Raw genomic sequence first — 16,052 nt, forward strand, 5'->3', positions numbered from 1 at the left:
GTGCCCCATCGGGCCCGCCCGCGAGTCGGCCCTGCCATCCCTCGGATCTCACCTGACGAGAGCAGGCACCCATGGTCCGCGAACTCACCCATTTCATCGGCGGAAAGCACACCACCGGCACCTCCGGGCTCTTCGCCGACGTGTACGACCCCAACACCGGCGCCGTCCAGGCCCGGGTCCCGCTGGCCGGGCGCGCCGACACCGAGGCCGCCGTCGCCGACGCCGAGCAGGCGCAGGCCGCCTGGGGTCAGTGGAACCCCCAGCGGCGCGCCCGCGTCCTGCTGCGCTTCCTCCAGCTGGTCGAGGGCGAACGGGACGATCTGGCACGGCTGTTGTCCGCCGAGCACGGCAAGACCGTCGCCGACGCCCACGGCGACCTCCAACGCGGCCTGGAAGTGGTCGAGTTCGCCGCCGGGATCCCCCACCTCCTCAAGGGCGAGTTCACCGACAACGCCGGCACCGGCATCGACGTGCACTCCCTGCGCAGCCCCCTCGGCGTCGTCGCGGGCATCACCCCGTTCAACTTCCCCGCCATGATTCCGCTCTGGCAGGCCGCACCGGCCCTGGCCTGCGGAAACGCGTTCATCCTCAAGCCCTCCGAGCGCGATCCGTCCGTACCGCTGCGCCTGGCGGAGCTGTTCCTGGAGGCGGGGCTGCCGCCGGGCGTGCTGAACGTCGTCAACGGCGGTAAGGAGGCCGTCGACACCCTCCTGGAAGACCCCCGCGTCCAGGCGCTCGGCTTCGTCGGCTCCACGCCGATCGCCGCGCACATCTACGCCACGGCCGCCGCGCACGGCAAGCGCGCCCAGTGCTTCGGCGGGGCCAAGAACCACATGATCGTGATGCCCGACGCGGACCTCGACCAGGCCGTGGACGCCCTGATCGGCGCGGGCTACGGCTCGGCGGGCGAGCGCTGCATGGCGATCTCCGTGGCCGTGCCCGTGGGCGAGGAGACGGCGGACCGCCTGGTGGCCGCACTCAAGGACCGCATCGCCACCTTGAAGATCGGGCGCTCCGACGACCCGGACGCGGACTTCGGTCCTCTGGTCAGCCAGGACGCCCTCGACCGGGTCCGCCGCTACGTCGACATCGGCGTCAACGAAGGGGCCGAACTGGTCGTCGACGGGCGTGACTTCACCCTCCCCGGCCACGAGAACGGCTTCTTCGCCGGAGCCACCCTCTTCGACCGCGTCTCCCCGCAGATGCGCGTCTACCGCGAGGAGATCTTCGGCCCCGTCCTGACGGTGGTCCGCGCCGCCGACTTCGAGGAGGCACTGCGCCTGCCGAGCGAGCACCCGTACGGCAACGGCGTGGCGATCTTCACCCGGGACGGGGACACCGCCCGCGAGTTCACCCGGCGGGTCAACACCGGCATGGTCGGCGTCAACGTCCCCATCCCGGTGCCCGTGGCCTACCACACCTTCGGCGGCTGGAAGCGCTCCGGCTTCGGCGACCTCAACCAGCACGGCCCGGACTCGATCCGCTTCCACACCCGTACCAAGACCGTCACCTCGCGCTGGCCCTCCGGGGTCAAGGAAGGCGCGAGCTTCACCATCCCCACGATGGGGTGACCGCCGTGACCACCACCCTCACCGAGGACCAGCTCGCGCTGACCGAGGTCACCCTCGACTTCGCGCAGGAGCAGCTGGCCCCCCATGCCGTGGCCTGGGACCAGGACAAGCACTTCCCCGTCGACGTCATCCGCCGGGCGGCCGCACTCGGCCTCGCCGGCGTGTACGTAAGCGAGCAACACGGCGGCTCCGGCCTCTCCCGCAGCGACGGCGTCCTCGTCTTCGAGACCCTCGCGACCGGCTGTCCGTCCATCGCGGGCTACCTCTCCATCCACAACATGGTCGCCTGGATGATCGACCGCTACGGAGACGACGCCCAGCGCACCCGCCGGCTGCCCGGCCTCTGCTCCGCGGCGACCCTGGGCAGCTACTGCCTGACCGAACCGGGCGCGGGCTCGGACGCCGCCGCGCTGCGCACCCGCGCCGAACGCCACGGCGACCACTACGTGCTCACCGGGGTCAAGCAGTTCATCTCCGGTGCCGGCGCCTCGGACGTCTACGTGGTCATGGCCCGGACCGGCGAACCCGGACCGGGCGGGATCTCCGCCTTCGTCGTCGAGCGCGAGGACCCGGGAGTCTCCTTCGGTCCCAACGAGCGCAAGATGGGCTGGAACGCCCAGCCGACCCGTCAGGTGGTCCTCGACGGTGTTCGCATTCCTGCCGACCGGCGGCTCGGCGCGGAAGGCGATGGCTTCCGCATCGCCATGAACGGCCTCAACGGCGGCCGGCTCGGCATCGCCGCCTGTTCCCTCGGCGGGGCGCAGAGCGCCCTCGACCGCTCGCTGTCCTACCTGGCCGACCGCGAGGCCTTCGGCAGCCGACTCCTGGACGCTCAGGCGCTCCAGTTCCGGCTGGCCGACATGGCCACCGAACTCGCCGCCGCCCGGGCGCTGGTGCGGCAGGCCGCCGAGTCCCTGGACAGCGGCGACCCTCTGGCCCCGCGCCTGTGCGCGATGGCCAAGCGGTTCGCCACCGACACCGGGTACGCGGTGGCCGACGCGGCCCTCCAGCTGCACGGCGGATACGGGTACCTCAGCGAGTACGGCATCGAGAAGATCGTCCGCGACCTGCGGGTCCACCAGATCCTGGAAGGCACGAACGAGGTCATGCGCGTCATCGTCGCGCGCGGACTCACGGAGACCCTGCGATGAGCCACGAAGCCCCTGAAGACCGCGACCACGTCCTCCTGCGCACCGAGGGCCACGCCGCGTACATCACCCTCAACCGCCCCAAGGCACTCAACGCCCTCAGCCACCCCATGGTGCTCCGCATCGAGCAGGCCCTCACCGCCTGGGCCGAGGACCCCGGCGTCGAAGTGGTGGTCATCGACGGCGCAGGCGGCCGGGGCCTGTGCGCGGGCGGTGACATCCGGGCGATCCACGAGGACGCCCGCGCCGGCGGCACCGCCTCGGCGGACTTCTGGCGGGACGAGTACCGCCTCAACGCGCTGATCGCCCGCTACCCGAAGCCCTACGTCGCCCTCATGGACGGCATCGTCATGGGCGGCGGAGTCGGCATCTCCGCCCACGGCAGCGTCCGGATCGTCACCGAACGCTCCAAGATCGCCATGCCCGAGACCGGCATCGGTTTCGTCCCCGACGTCGGCGGGACCTACCTCCTCGCGCTGGCTCCGGGAGAGCTCGGCACCCACCTGGCACTCACCGGAGCCCCGGTCGGCGCCGCGGACGCGCTGCTGTGCGGGCTCGCCGACCACTTCGTCCCGGCACGGGCGCTGCCCGCGCTGTCCCGGGAGCTGGCCGTGGACTCCGTACACGAAGTGCTGCAGCGGCACGTGCAAGAGCCTCCCGCCGGGACCCTCGTCCCCGCGCGCGGCGAGTGGATCGACCACTGCTATGCCGCCGACACCGCCGAGGAGATCGTGGCCCGGCTCCTGGCCTCGGGCCCGTCCGCCGCGAAGGACGCGGCGGACACCCTGCTGTCCAAGTCGCCGACGGCGGTCAAGGTCACTCTGGCCGCGCTGCGCGGGGCCCGCCGGCTCGGCCCGCTGGAGCGGGTGCTGGAGCAGGAGTACCGCATCTCCTGCGCGGCCCTGTCCTCGCCCGATCTGGTGGAGGGGATCCGCGCTCAGGTCATCGACAAGGACCGGAACCCGCGCTGGTCCCCGGCCACGCTGGAGGACGTCACCCCGGCGGACGTGGACCGGTACTTCGCCCCGCTCGACGCGAACGGGCTCGGGCTCGTCGCGACCGCTTCTGCGCAGGAGGTCGTCTGGTGAGCAGTACCGTCGCATTCATCGGGCTCGGACACATGGGCGGCCCGATGGCCGCCAACCTCGTCGGGGCCGGCCACCGCGTCCTCGGCTTCGACCTCGTACCGGAGCTGCTGGCCACCGCTGCCGCCACCGGCGTCGAGCCGGCGCCCACCGCCGCGGAGGCCGCCGCCGCGGCCGACGTGGTGATCACCATGCTCCCCGCCGGGCGTCATGTCCTCTCCCTCTACCGGGAACAGGGCCTGCTCGCCGCCGCCCGGCCCGGCACCCTGTTCGTCGACTGCTCCACCATCGACGTCGCCGACGCCCGCGCCGCGCACGAGGCCGTCGTCGCGGCCGGTCACCGGGCGCTGGACGCCCCGGTGTCCGGCGGGGTCGTGGGTGCCGAGGCGGCCACGCTCACCTTCATGGCGGGCGGTGGAGCACGGGAGTTCGCCGCCGCCGGGCCGCTGCTCGACGCCATGGGCAAGAAGGCCGTGCACTGCGGCGGGCCCGGCGCCGGGCAGGCCGCGAAGATCTGCAACAACATGATCCTCGCGATCTCCATGATCGGGGTCAGCGAGGCCTTCGTCCTCGCGGAGAGCCTCGGCCTGGACCACCAGGCCCTCTACGACGTCTCCTCCACCGCCTCCGGCCAGTGCTGGGCCCTCACCGTCAACTGCCCCGTCCCCGGCCCGGTGCCCACCAGCCCGGCCAACCGCGACTACCGCCCCGGCTTCGCCGCACCCCTCATGGCCAAGGACCTCGGGCTCGCCGCGAACGCCCTGCGGGCCGGCGGAGTGGACGCGCCGCTGGGCCTCAAGGCCGCCGAAATGTACGCCGCGTTCGCCGAGGGCGACGGGGCCAGCCTGGACTTCTCGGCCATCGTCCGCTCCCTGCGACCCCAGAACGGAACCCCCGCATGACCTACGAGACCATCCTGTTGGAACGCAAGGGCCGCGTCGCCGTCCTCACCCTCGACCGGCCCGAGGCCCTCAACGCGCTCAACCTCCAGGTGATGACGGAGGTCGTGGCCGCCGTGGAGGAACTGGACCGGGACCCGGACATCGGCTGCATCGTCCTCACCGGCTCCGCCAAGGCCTTCGCCGCGGGCGCCGACATCAAGGAGATGCGCCCGCGGAGCTACGTGGAGATGTACCTCACGGACTGGTTCACGGCCTGGGACCGGCTCGGCGAGGTCCGCACCCCCACCCTCGCCGCGGTCGCCGGATACGCCCTGGGCGGGGGCTGCGAACTGGCCATGCTCTGCGACATCCTCCTCGCCGCCGACACCGCGAAGTTCGGGCAGCCCGAGATCAGGCTGGGCGTCATCCCCGGAATCGGCGGCTCCCAGCGCCTCACCCGGGCCGTCGGCAAGGCCAAGGCGATGGAACTGTGCCTGACCGGGCGCACCATGGGCGCCGAAGAGGCCGAACGCGCCGGGCTGGTCTCCCGGGTCGTCCCCGCCGGGGAACTGCTCGACGAGGCCCTGGCCGTGGCCACGACCGTCGCCGAGATGTCCAAGCCGGTCGCGATGATGGCCAAGGAGGCCGTGAACCGCGCCTTCGAGACCACCCTCGCCGAAGGCGTCCGCTTCGAACGCCGCCTCTTCCACGCGGTGTTCGCCACCGCCGACCAGAAGGAGGGCATGTCCGCCTTCGTGGACAAGCGCCCGCCGCACTTCACCCACGGCTGAGCGCGATCCGCCGTCCGGGGACGGCCCGACGGCCCTCCCCCGGACGGCGGATGGGGCCGCCGCGCCGTCCCGCGCGCGGGGCTCCGCTGTGATCAGGAACTCATCCGCTTGGCCGGACCGGCCGCAGGCGGTAGCGTCACGCCGACATCTGCACATAGCGACGACGGCGAGACGGAAGTCCGGTGTGAATCCGGCATGGTCGCGCCACTGTGTGCTGCGTCCGCGCTCCCCCGGGGGTGTCGGCCGCGGCAAGTCAGACCCTCGGACCGTCGTTCCGCACCACCACATGGGACGCGTAGTTCCCCGAGGAGGTTCCACCATGGCCCAGGCCGTCGCTTCCGCTGCCATGCCCACCCCCGCTCTCTCGCCCTCTGCTCCGCTGCCCGTGCGCGCGGTCCTGCCCTGGGCGCTCTTCGTCGGTCTCCTGATGCTCGTGGCCCTGTACTTCGTCGGCGCGGAGCAGGGCGCCACCGCCGTGTTCTCCGGCGCGGGCGTGCACGAGTGGGTGCACGACGGCCGACACCTGCTCGGCTTCCCCTGCCACTGAGAGGCACACGCACCATGTATGCCTCCACTGTCAGAGGTCTGCTGGTCCGCGGCATGCTCGCGGGCCTGATCGCCGGTCTGTTCGCCTTCGCCGTCGCCTACGTGGTCGGTGAGCCCTCCGTCCGGGGGTCCATCGCCGTCGAAGAGGCCTCGGCCGCCAAGGAAGCCGCTCCGGCGGCCGGCCACGCCGCCGGCCACGCCGGTCACGGCGGAGCCGAGGCGGCCCCCGCCGCCGAGGAGGAGGAAGAGCTCGTCAGCCGGCCCGTCCAGTCCACCTTCGGCCTCGCCACCGGCGTCCTGGTCTACGGGGTCGCGCTGGGCGGCATCGCCTCCCTCGCGTTCTCCTTCGTCCTGGGCCGCGTCGGCGGGTTCAGCCCCCGGGCCACCGCCGCCCTCACCGCGGCGGGCGCGTTCGCACTGGTCTACCTGGTGCCGTTCCTGAAGTACCCGGCCAGCCCGCCGGCCGTCGGCAACCCGGACACCATCGGACAGCGCACCACGCTGTTCTTCCTGATGATCCTGCTCAGCGTCCTGCTCGGCGTCGGCGCGATCATCGCGGGACGGCGCCTGGCGCCGCGCCTGGGCAACTGGAACGCCACCCTGACCGCCGGGGCGGGCTTCGTCGTCGCCACCGCGCTGGCCTTCCTGGTCCTCCCCGACAACACGGACGCCGTGAAGCCGGAGTTCCCCGCGGCCCTGCTGTGGGACTTCCGGGTCGCGTCGGTGACCGTCCAGGTCGTGATGTGGGTGGTGTTCGGGATCGTCTTCGGCGTCCTCGCCCAGCGACTCCTGGCCCACCGCACGGATCCCGCCGGTGCGGCGGCGGCGCCGCAGTCGGCGTCGGCCCTCGGCTGACCGGCGTACCGCACCCACCCCCAGAGCCCTGCCGCCCCGGAAGTCCGGGGCGGCAGGGCTCCGGGTCTTCCGGCTCGGCGTCTCGCGGCTCCGCGGTGTCGAGCGGTACGTCCAGTACGTGCGGCGGGCGTCACCGTCGTCCGCCGTCGCCGTCGCCCTCTCCCTCGTCGTCGTTCTCGTACCCGTACTCGTGCCCACGCTCGCGAGCGACCGTCGGCAGGCTGTCGGTGTCCGGCGCGGTCCTCGCGACCATCTCGGCCAGCCGGCCGCAAGCCCGTTCGACCCTTTCCAGGGTCTGGTTCCGCTCGGTGACGACCGCCGAGAGCAGCAGCGCGGTCAGCGCGGCGGCGCCGTTGAACGCCTGCAGCGAGACCATGGAGGTGAGGAGGGTCTGGCCCGCGAAGGGGCCGGTCCGGTGCGTGGCGGCGTAGATCGCGAAGGTGGACGCGGCCAGCGCGCACGGTGCGGCTCCGGCCAGCTGGAAGCGGAAGGCCGCCCAGGTCAGCAGGGGGAAGGCGAGGAAGAGCAGAGGTGCGGGAGAGGCTTCGAGGACGCCGACGGCGATCGTGGCGGCCACGAGCAGCAGGGCTTCCGCCCACCGCGACGGCGCCACGCCCTTCGGCCGGCGCGCGGAGCTGAGGACGAGCAGGACCGGCGTGACCAGCAGGACGCCCATCGCGTCGCCGGTCCACCAGACCCACCACGAGGGCCAGAACCCGCCCATGGGCAGTGCGCCGGCCAGGTGCAGGGTACCGATCCCCACGGTCGCGCTGATGAGCATGCCGGCGAACGCGCCGAGGAAGACCAGGGCGAGCGCGTCCCGCAATCGGTTCATCCGGGTGCGGAAGCCGACGAGGCGAAGGAGCGCGTAGGAGGACAGGGATCCGAGGGTGTTACCCGCCGTGATGGCCAGGATGACGGTGAGCGACGGCCCGGGTGAGAGGTTGACCAGGAACGCTCCGAGCGCGATACCCGGCCAGATCCGGGGGCCGAGCAGGAGCAGACCGGCCAGGGCGATCCCGGTGGGGGGCCACAGCGGTGACACCTGACCGCGCACGAGCTGCTGGAGCAGCCCGAGCTCGCCCCCGGCGTAGTACAGCGCGGCGACGGCTCCGCTCTGCAGGGCCGTCGCGCCGGCGCTCCGAAGCCTGTGGCGCCACGCGTCGGTCATCGGGAGTTCTGTCCCTGCTCTCGTCCCTCGCTGATCTGTCCATCTTGCACCCCTGCGGGCTCCGCCACGCGGCCACCCGCACGCGTCCCCGATGCCCGCCGGCGGCTTCAGCCCGGGATGCGCAGGGCGAGTACGGCCATGTCGTCGTGCCCGTCACTGGGATGCCCGTCGGCCAGCGCCCGTACGAAGTCCTGCAGGGGCAGGGAGGCGTGCGCGGCGGCGAGCTCGGCCAGTGCGTCCAGGCTCTCGTCGATGGGGCGGCCGGGGTGTTCGACGAGGCCGTCGGTGAACAGGACCACCGTGGTGCCGGGGGGCAGCGGGTGGGTGTGGTCCGGGCGCCGCTGCTCGCTGTCGACGTTCAGTGGCAGTCCGGGTTCGCCGAAGAGGTAGCGGGGCCGGGCTCCGGGAGTGATCAGCAGCGGGGGGACATGGCCCGCGGTGCTCCAGAGCATCCTCCAGCCGCCCCCCGCGGGTTCGATGCGCGCCAGGCCGGTGGTGGTGACCGGGTTGTCGGTGATGGCCTGCAGGGTCCGGTCGAGCTGGGTGAGGACCGCGCTGGGCGGACCGCCCAGTTCGAACAGCAGGGAGCGCAGCATGTTGCGGGTGGAGGCCATGACCGCGGCCGCGTGCAGATCGTGGCCGACCACGTCGCCGATGACGAGCGCCACGGCGCCGTCGGGCAGGGGGATGGCGTCGTACCAGTCCCCGCCGAGGGGGTTGGGCTCGGCGGCGGGCCGGTAGATGGCGGCGGCGGTGAAGGGTCCCAGGTCGGGCAGCGTGGGCAGCAGGAGCCGCTGGAACTGTTCGGAAGAGGCCCGGACCCGTTCGAGGAGGCGGACGTTGTCGATCGCGATGCCGGCGGCGCCGGCGAGGGCGACGACCATGTTCTCGTCGTGGGCGTCGAAGGCCCGCCCGTCACTGCGCTCGGACAGGTAGAGGTCTCCGTAGGTCTCGCCGCGGACGCTGATGGCGACGCCGAGGAGCGTGCTCATCCGTGGGTGGCCGGGCGGGAACCCGACCGAGGACGGATGGGCGGAGATGTCGTCCACCCGCAGCGGCTCGGGGTGGCGGATCAGGTATCCGAGTACGCCCAGGCCACGGGGGAACCCGACGTCGGCCAGGACCGCCCGTTCCTCCTCGGAGAGGCCGACTGCGATGAACCGCGCCAGCCGCTCGCCTGATTCGTCCAGTACGCCCAGTGCCCCGAAGCGGGCGCCGACCAGCTCCATGGCGGTGGTCACGATGCGGTTCAGCACCGCCGGCAGCTCCACCTCCCGGGTGATGGCCACCACCGCGCCCAGCAGGCCCTCGATCCGGGCCCGCGCCGCGGCCAGGGCCTGCAGCCGCTCTTCGATCCGGCCCAGCTCGGCTTCCAGACGCAGCAACGGGTCGGATTTGGGCGGTCGCCCGGCCCGCTCCCACTCCCTGCCGCCCGCCATCACGATCGCCCGGTGGACCGGGACACGGACGTCTGCTCCCGCCCACCGCACCGGGCGCCGGACGCCACCGCGGCGGCATGCGCGCGAGCCGGTGCTCTTCCCGCGTCCCCGGTGCCCGCCCGGTGCTCGCGCCGGATCCGGTCATCACGCCGCTCAAGCGATCGGTACACCCACGGACTCCTGACACGACCGTGCAACGGCCCACAGGATGGCCCGCCGACGGCGCGGCACCGGGTATTGCGCCGAAGGCGGCATGTCGCACGCGATCGGCGTGCTCGCGCCCCGCCGTGTCTCGTTTCACCATCCGGATGATGGACGGGACTCGCCGCTGGGCGATCTTCCGTCCTAGGGTGGCCGGTGCAGCTGGTTCGCCCCGTCCGCCAGGCGGGATGCGTCGTAAGAGGGAACCCGGTGGGAATCCGGGACTGCCCCGCAGCGGTGAGCGGGAACGACCGCCGTCATACGCACTGGGACCGGACAACGGTCCTGGGAAGCGACGGCCAGTAGGTGCCCGCCGGGAGACCGGCAGGCGTGCCCGCGAGTCCGAAGACCTGCCCGTTGCCCGCACGCGGACGTATTCCGCGGGCGGATGTCCCGGTGACCTCGTGGGCGGGTCGGCGTACACGGCGAGCGGCGCGTGCGGTGTTCTCTTCCCGCAACGCGTACCGCGCGTTCTGTCGTCCCTTCGCGTCCGCGTCCCGTCTCCGGGATGTTCTGGACACATCTCGCGAAGGAGAGTTCCGTGACAGCGAAGCACGCGGCAGCGGCAGCACGAGCCACCGTGTACGGCTACCCCCGTCAGGGTCAGAACCGCGAACTGAAGAAGGCCGTCGAGGGCTACTGGAAGGGCCGCGTCACCGCCGACGCCCTCCGGCAGACCGCGGCCGACCTCCGCCGCACGAACTGGCGGCAGCTGACCGAGGCAGGCATCCACGAGGTGCCGACCGGCGATTTCTCGTACTACGACCACGTCCTGGACACCAGTGTGATGGTCGGCGCCGTCCCCGGGCGGCACCGGACGGCGGTCGCCGCCGACGCCCTCGACGGCCTCTTCGCGATGGCCCGCGGCACCCGGGACGTCGCCCCGCTCGAAATGACCAAGTGGTTCGACACGAACTACCACTACCTGGTCCCCGAGCTCGGCCCCGACACCGACTTCACCGCCGACTCCACGAAGCAGGTCGCCGAGCTGAAGGAGGCCCTCACGCTCGGACACACGGCCCGCCCCGTCCTCGTCGGCCCCGTCACCTACCTCCTGCTGGCCAAGCCCGCCCCGGGCGTGGCCGCCGACTTCCGGCCGATCACCCTGCTCGACCGGCTGCTGCCCGTCTACGCCCGGGTCCTCGCCGATCTGCGCGCCGCCGGCGCCGAGTGGGTCCAGCTGGACGAACCGGCCCTGGTCCAGGACCGCACCCCGGCCGACCTGAACGCCGCCGCCCGCGCCTACCGCGAGCTGGGGGCGGCCATCGACCGCCCGAAGCTGCTGGTCGCCTCGTACTTCGGCCGGCTCGGCGGCGCCCTCCAGGTGCTCGCCGCCGCCCCCGTCGAGGGCCTCGCGCTGGACTTCACCGACGCCGGCGCCGCGAACCTCGCCGACCTCGCGGCCGTCGGCGGACTGCCCGGCAAGCGGCTCGTGGCGGGGGTGGTCAACGGCCGCAACATCTGGATCAACGACTACCGGAAGTCCCTGGCCACCCTCGGGACCCTGCTGGGCCTCGCCGGCCGGGTCGACGTCGCCGCCTCCTGCTCGCTGCTGCACGTCCCGCTGGACGCCTCGGCCGAGCGTGACATCGACCCACAGATCCGGCGCTGGCTCGCCTTCGCCCGGCAGAAGACCGCCGAGATCACCACCCTCGCCCGCGGCCTCGCCCAGGGCACCGACACGATCGCCGCCGAACTCGCCGCGAACCGGGCCGACCTGGCTTCCCGCGCGGCCTCCGCCCTCACCCACGACCCCTCCGTCCGGGCCCGGACCGCCGCCATCGGCGACGCCGACGCGCGCCGGGCACAGCCCTACGCGCAGCGCACCGCCGCCCAGCGCGCCCACCTGGGCCTGCCGCTCCTGCCGACGACCACCATCGGCTCGTTCCCGCAGACCGACGAGCTGCGCCTCGCCCGCGCCGACCTGCGGGCCGGCCGGATCGACACGGCCGGCTACGAGGAGCGGATCAAGGACGAGATCCGCCGGGTCCTCTCCTTCCAGGAGGCGGCCGGGATCGACGTCCTGGTGCACGGCGAACCCGAACGAAACGACATGGTGCAGTACTTCGCCGAGCAGCTCACCGGCTACGTCGCCACCCGGCACGGCTGGGTGCAGTCCTACGGCACCCGCTACGTCCGCCCGCCGGTCCTGGCCGGGGACGTCTCCCGCCCCGCGCCGATGACCGTGCGCTGGACCTCGTACGCCCAGTCGCGGACGGCCAAGCCGGTCAAGGGCATGCTGACCGGCCCGGTCACCATGCTCGCCTGGTCCTTCGTACGCGACGACCAGCCCCTCGGGGACACCGCCCGCCAGGTGGCCCTCGCCCTGCGCGACGAGGTGAACGACCTGGAGGCCATCGGCACCTCCGTCATCCAGGTCGACGAGCCGGCCCTGCGCGAGACCCTCCCGCTGCGGGCCGCCGACCACGCGGAGTACCTCGCCTGGGCCACCGAGTCCTTCCGGCTCACCACCAGCGGTGTCCGGCCGGACACCCAGATCCACACCCACATGTGCTACGCGGAGTTCGGCGACATCGTCCAGGCCATCGACGACCTCGACGCCGACGTCATCAGCCTGGAGGCCGCCCGTTCCCACATGCAGGTCGCCGACGAGCTGGCCGCGCACGGCTACCCCCGCGAGGCCGGTCCCGGCGTCTGGGACATCCACTCCCCGCGCGTTCCCGGCGCCGAGGAGGCGGCCGCGCTGCTCCGCAAGGGACTCGCGGCCATCCCGGCCGAACGGCTCTGGGTCAACCCCGACTGCGGCCTGAAGACCCGCGGCTGGCCCGAAACCCGCGCCTCCCTGGAGAACCTCGTCGCGGCCGCGCGTGAGGTCCGAGCGAATCTCACGACCGACGGCTCCTGATCCGGTGGGTCCGGGGCGGACACCCGTCGGGTGTCCGCCCCGGCCCTGCCCTGCCCCCACGCTCAAGGAACAAGGCGAGCCCGGACCCTGCCTACTCGGCTTCCCCCGGCCCGGCCGCCTCGCCGGCGGGCAGGAGGTGGGCGGTCCACTTCTCTTCGATGCGGCCGTACTTCCACGTCACCAGGGCGAGGATCCAGGTGACGAAGAACAGGCCGACGATGACGAAGCCGATGGTGTTCAGGTCGAGACCGCCGGCCCAGTCCCAGAACGGGCCGTGCAGGTCGAGCTTCTCGGCGAGGAGGCCGAGGATCTCGACGGTGCCGATGATCAGGGCGACGGCGACCGACAGCCCGGTGATGGTGAGGTTGTAGTAGACCTTGCGGACCGGCTTGGAGAAGGCCCAGCCGTAGGCGAAGTTCATGAACGAGCCGTCGATGGTGTCGAGCAGGGACATCCCCGCGGCGAAGAGGACCGGCAGGCAGAGGATCGCGTACCAGGGCAGTCCGGATGCGGCGCCGGAACCGGCGAGGACGAGCAGGGCGATCTCGGTGGCGGTGTCGAAGCCGAGGCCGAAGAGGAGTCCGAGCGGGTACATCTGCCACGGCTTGGTGATCGACTTCATGGTGCGGCCGAGGAGCCGGTTCATGAAGCCGCGGTTGTCCAGGTGCTTCTCCAGGGTCGCCTCGTCGTACCGGCCCGAGCGCATCTTCCGGAAGACCTGCCAGATGCCGGCCAGGATGACGAGGTTGATCGCGGCGATCACGTAGAGGAACGTCGCCGAGACGCTGGTTCCGATGAGCCCGGTGACGTCGTGGAGCTCGGAGTTGTCGTCGCGGACCGGCCCGGCCAGCGCTTTGATCCCGAGGGAGAGCAGGACGGCCAGGCCGAAGACGATCGTGGAGTGGCCGAGGGAGAACCAGAAGCCCACCGAGAGCGGGCGCTGTCCGTCGTTCATCAGCTTGCGGGTGGTGTTGTCGATGGCCGCGATGTGGTCGGCGTCGAAGGCGTGGCGCATCCCGAGGGTGTACGCGGTCACGCCGATCCCGATGCCGAAGGTCTGGGCGCCGATGCTGTAGTGCTCCGGGGTCACGATCGCGACGAGCGTGAACCAGCCGATGACGTGGAGCGCCAGGATGAAGGCGGCCATCCCGCCCAGGCTCGTCCATTCCTTGCGGCTCATGGAGTGGCGGATGCGACGGATGCGGCCCCGGGGGGCGGACGTGGTGACCACGGGCGGACGACCTTCCTCGTACAGCCTGGTGCGGTCAGGCCTCGCCAGCACTCTTCTGCATGTCCGGAGCACTTGCAATCACTTCGCAGTAAAGCAGAGGTCAGGCTTTGACCAGCGGAAACGTCTCTGCCGCCGCCGACATTCCATGCCCTATCCTTGTTGCGAGCTATGTGCAACAACTCAACAGATGCAAGATAAGGGGTTCTGTGGTGGGCTCTCCGGTGGTGCTCGGGATCGAGTCGTCGTGCGACGAGACCGGCGCGGGAATCGTGCGGGACGGCAAGCTGCTCGCGCACGTGGTGGCGTCGAGCATGGACGAGCACGCCCGCTTCGGTGGCGTCGTGCCCGAGATCGCCGCCCGCGCGCACCTGCACGCCTTCAACCCGGTCGTCCGGCAGGCCCTCGACCAGGCCGGGCTGCGGCTGGGCCAGATCGACGCGGTCGCCGTCACCACCGGGCCCGGACTGTCGGGCGCGCTGCAGGTGGGTCTCGCCGGGGCGAAGACACTGGCGTACGCGGCCGGAGTACCGCTGTACGGCGTCCACCACCTGGCCGGGCACGTCGCCGCCGACACCCTGGAGCACGGGCCGCTGCCCGACCCCTGCGTGGTGCTGATCGTCTCCGGCGGCCACACCTCGCTCCTGCTGGTCCGGGACCTGGTCCGCGAGCCGATCCTGCACCTCGGGGACACCCTCGACGACGCGGCCGGCGAGTGCTTCGACAAGGTCGCCCGGATCCTGGGCCTGCCGTATCCGGGCGGCCCGGCCATCGACCGGGCCGCCCGCGACGGCGACCCGAAGGCCGTGACCTTCCCGCGCCCGCTGACCCGGCCCGGGGACGAACCGTACGCCTTCTCCTTCTCCGGCCTGAAGACGGCCGCGGCCCGCTGGGCCGAGAAGCACCGGCAGCGCGGTGAGGAGCCTCCGGTCGCCGACGGAGCCGCCGCGCTGCAGGAGGCGGTCGCGGACGTGCTGACCCGCAAGGCCCTCGCGGCCTGCCGCGCGTACGACGTGAAGACGCTGGTCGTGGTCGGCGGCGTGGCCGCGAACTCCCGGGTCAGGGCCCTGGCGGAACGGCGGTGCGCCTCCGCGGGCATCGAACTGCGCGTTCCTCCCATGACCCTGTGCACGGACAACGGCGCCATGATCGCGGCCGTCGGGGATCTGCTGGTCCGCTCCGGGGCGGAGCCGGCGCCGCTGAACGTGTCCATCGACCCGTCCGCACCACTGGAGTACGCCTCCCTGACTCCGCTGCCCGCCCGGCCGGGGGTCGTGCGCGCAGCCGTGTGAGGGGCCCCCTTCCGAACCGGCTCGACCACTGCGAGGGCAGCGCGGGGCGGCCCGTCCGGCGCCCCGGTCGGCGGGGGTGAATCGTCATTTAAGATTCAGTTTCGGCCGTAGGGCTGTGGCCCGTCACCCGCGCGGCGGCCACGGAGCGGTCGGACCCGCCGGCCGAGGAGAGCCACCCGCGTCAGGACCCCGGTCCGGACGGGGAGCGCATGACGCCGATCACGAGGATCCCGGGCATCGCGTGACCGCCGGAGTGCGTCCCGGTGGCGTGCGGCGCCCAGCCCACCCGCCGACGAACAGAAGACCCCCAGGGAGAAGTGAGGTATGCCGGTGCTTTGCGTCGGAGGCATGATCGGAATCGGCAAGACGAGTGTCGCCGAACTGCTCGCCAAGGAGCTGGGCAGCGAAGTCTTCTACGAGAGCGTCGAAGACAATCCGATCCTCCCGCTCTTCTACACGGCGAGCCCCGAGGAGATCCAGGCGAACCGCTACCCCTTCCTGCTCCAGCTCTACTTCCTCCAGACGCGGTTCGCCGCGATCAAGGAGGCGTACAAGCAGGGCGACAACGTCCTCGACCGGTCCATCTACGAGGACTGGTACTTCGCCAAGGTCAACCACGACCTGGGCCGGATCAGCTCCCTCGAAATGCGGGTGTACGAGGGGCTGCTCAACGAGATGATGCGCGAGATCGACGGACTGCCGTACCGCAAGGCACCCGATCTCATGGTGTACCTCAAGGCCGACTTCGAGACGGTGCTGCACCGCATCGGGCTGCGGGGCCGCGATTTCGAACAGGACGAGAGCCTCGTCGAGTACTACCGGACGCTGTGGTCCGGCTACGACGACTGGGTGCACAAGCACTACTCGGCCAGCGAGGTCCTCGTCATCGACATGAACCACACGGACGTGGTGCACAACCCCGAGGACGCGGCCCGCGTGGTGCGGGAGGTCAAGGCGGCCCTCGGGCAGCGGGGCTGA

13 protein-coding genes and 1 riboswitch are annotated in these 16,052 nt (G+C 72.0%); of the genes, 10 read left to right on the plus strand and 3 right to left on the minus strand.

The window, feature by feature from the left end; genetic code table 11:
• The first annotated feature begins 71 nt into the window (after positions 1–71).
• The 7 genes from ABZW32_RS12130 (at position 72) to ABZW32_RS12160 (ending at position 6,877) form a co-directional block, all read left to right on the plus strand.
• Positions 72–1,571 carry a CoA-acylating methylmalonate-semialdehyde dehydrogenase gene (locus ABZW32_RS12130; protein ID WP_356214502.1) on the plus strand — a complete coding sequence of 500 codons (1,500 nt, stop codon included), beginning with the start codon at positions 72–74 and terminating at the stop codon, positions 1,569–1,571.
• Positions 1,568–2,722 carry an acyl-CoA dehydrogenase family protein gene (locus ABZW32_RS12135; RefSeq protein ID WP_356214503.1) on the plus strand — a complete coding sequence of 385 codons (1,155 nt, stop codon included), beginning with the start codon at positions 1,568–1,570 and terminating at the stop codon, positions 2,720–2,722. Before ABZW32_RS12130 ends, ABZW32_RS12135 begins: the two co-directional genes overlap by 4 nt.
• A complete protein-coding gene (locus ABZW32_RS12140) occupies positions 2,719–3,807 on the plus strand; it encodes an enoyl-CoA hydratase/isomerase family protein (RefSeq protein ID WP_356214505.1) in 1,089 nt (362 codons plus the stop codon). The genes ABZW32_RS12135 and ABZW32_RS12140 overlap by 4 nt, the downstream gene beginning before the upstream one ends.
• On the plus strand, positions 3,804–4,706 hold the full coding sequence (gene mmsB, locus ABZW32_RS12145; protein WP_356214507.1) for a 3-hydroxyisobutyrate dehydrogenase: 903 nt from the start codon (positions 3,804–3,806) through the stop codon (positions 4,704–4,706). Before ABZW32_RS12140 ends, mmsB begins: the two co-directional genes overlap by 4 nt.
• Entirely contained in the window at positions 4,703–5,476 is a 774-nt protein-coding gene (locus ABZW32_RS12150; protein ID WP_356214509.1) for an enoyl-CoA hydratase, read from the plus strand. The genes mmsB and ABZW32_RS12150 overlap by 4 nt, the downstream gene beginning before the upstream one ends.
• 319 nt (positions 5,477–5,795) lie before the next feature.
• A complete protein-coding gene (locus ABZW32_RS12155) occupies positions 5,796–6,023 on the plus strand; it encodes a CbtB-domain containing protein (RefSeq protein WP_356214511.1) in 228 nt (75 codons plus the stop codon).
• Positions 6,024–6,037: 14 nt separating this feature from the next.
• Positions 6,038–6,877 carry a CbtA family protein gene (locus ABZW32_RS12160; protein WP_356214513.1) on the plus strand — a complete coding sequence of 280 codons (840 nt, stop codon included), beginning with the start codon at positions 6,038–6,040 and terminating at the stop codon, positions 6,875–6,877.
• A 130-nt stretch (positions 6,878–7,007) separates the two neighbouring features.
• On the opposite strand, the gene ABZW32_RS12165 is transcribed toward ABZW32_RS12160, so the two are convergent.
• Both ABZW32_RS12165 and ABZW32_RS12170 read right to left on the minus strand, forming a co-directional pair.
• Positions 7,008–8,048, minus strand: coding sequence for an MASE1 domain-containing protein (locus ABZW32_RS12165; protein ID WP_356214515.1), 1,041 nt, complete (start codon positions 8,046–8,048; stop codon positions 7,008–7,010).
• Between the two features lie 107 nt (positions 8,049–8,155).
• Positions 8,156–9,433, minus strand: coding sequence for a GAF domain-containing SpoIIE family protein phosphatase (locus ABZW32_RS12170; RefSeq protein WP_356214517.1), 1,278 nt, complete (start codon positions 9,431–9,433; stop codon positions 8,156–8,158).
• 451 nt (positions 9,434–9,884) lie between these two features.
• Positions 9,885–10,040: riboswitch (cobalamin riboswitch) on the plus strand.
• Positions 10,041–10,229: 189 nt separating this feature from the next.
• Between ABZW32_RS12170 and metE the strand changes: the two genes are divergently transcribed.
• Positions 10,230–12,554 (plus strand): 5-methyltetrahydropteroyltriglutamate--homocysteine S-methyltransferase, encoded by a 2,325-nt coding sequence (metE, locus tag ABZW32_RS12175; protein WP_356214519.1) that lies wholly within the window; start codon positions 10,230–10,232, stop codon positions 12,552–12,554.
• A 91-nt stretch (positions 12,555–12,645) separates the two neighbouring features.
• On the opposite strand, the gene ABZW32_RS12180 is transcribed toward metE, so the two are convergent.
• Positions 12,646–13,734, minus strand: a complete 1,089-nt coding sequence (locus ABZW32_RS12180; RefSeq protein ID WP_356214593.1) for a HoxN/HupN/NixA family nickel/cobalt transporter — start codon at positions 13,732–13,734, stop codon at positions 12,646–12,648.
• Positions 13,735–14,006: 272 nt separating this feature from the next.
• Between ABZW32_RS12180 and tsaD the strand changes: the two genes are divergently transcribed.
• Both tsaD and ABZW32_RS12190 read left to right on the plus strand, forming a co-directional pair.
• Positions 14,007–15,074 carry a tRNA (adenosine(37)-N6)-threonylcarbamoyltransferase complex transferase subunit TsaD gene (gene tsaD / locus ABZW32_RS12185; protein WP_356214595.1) on the plus strand — a complete coding sequence of 356 codons (1,068 nt, stop codon included), beginning with the start codon at positions 14,007–14,009 and terminating at the stop codon, positions 15,072–15,074.
• Between the two features lie 324 nt (positions 15,075–15,398).
• A complete protein-coding gene (locus ABZW32_RS12190) occupies positions 15,399–16,052 on the plus strand; it encodes a deoxynucleoside kinase (protein WP_356214521.1) in 654 nt (217 codons plus the stop codon).

This window comes from Streptomyces sp. NPDC004667 (assembly GCF_040609475.1).
Taxonomy (GTDB): Bacteria; Actinomycetota; Actinomycetes; order Streptomycetales; family Streptomycetaceae; genus Streptomyces.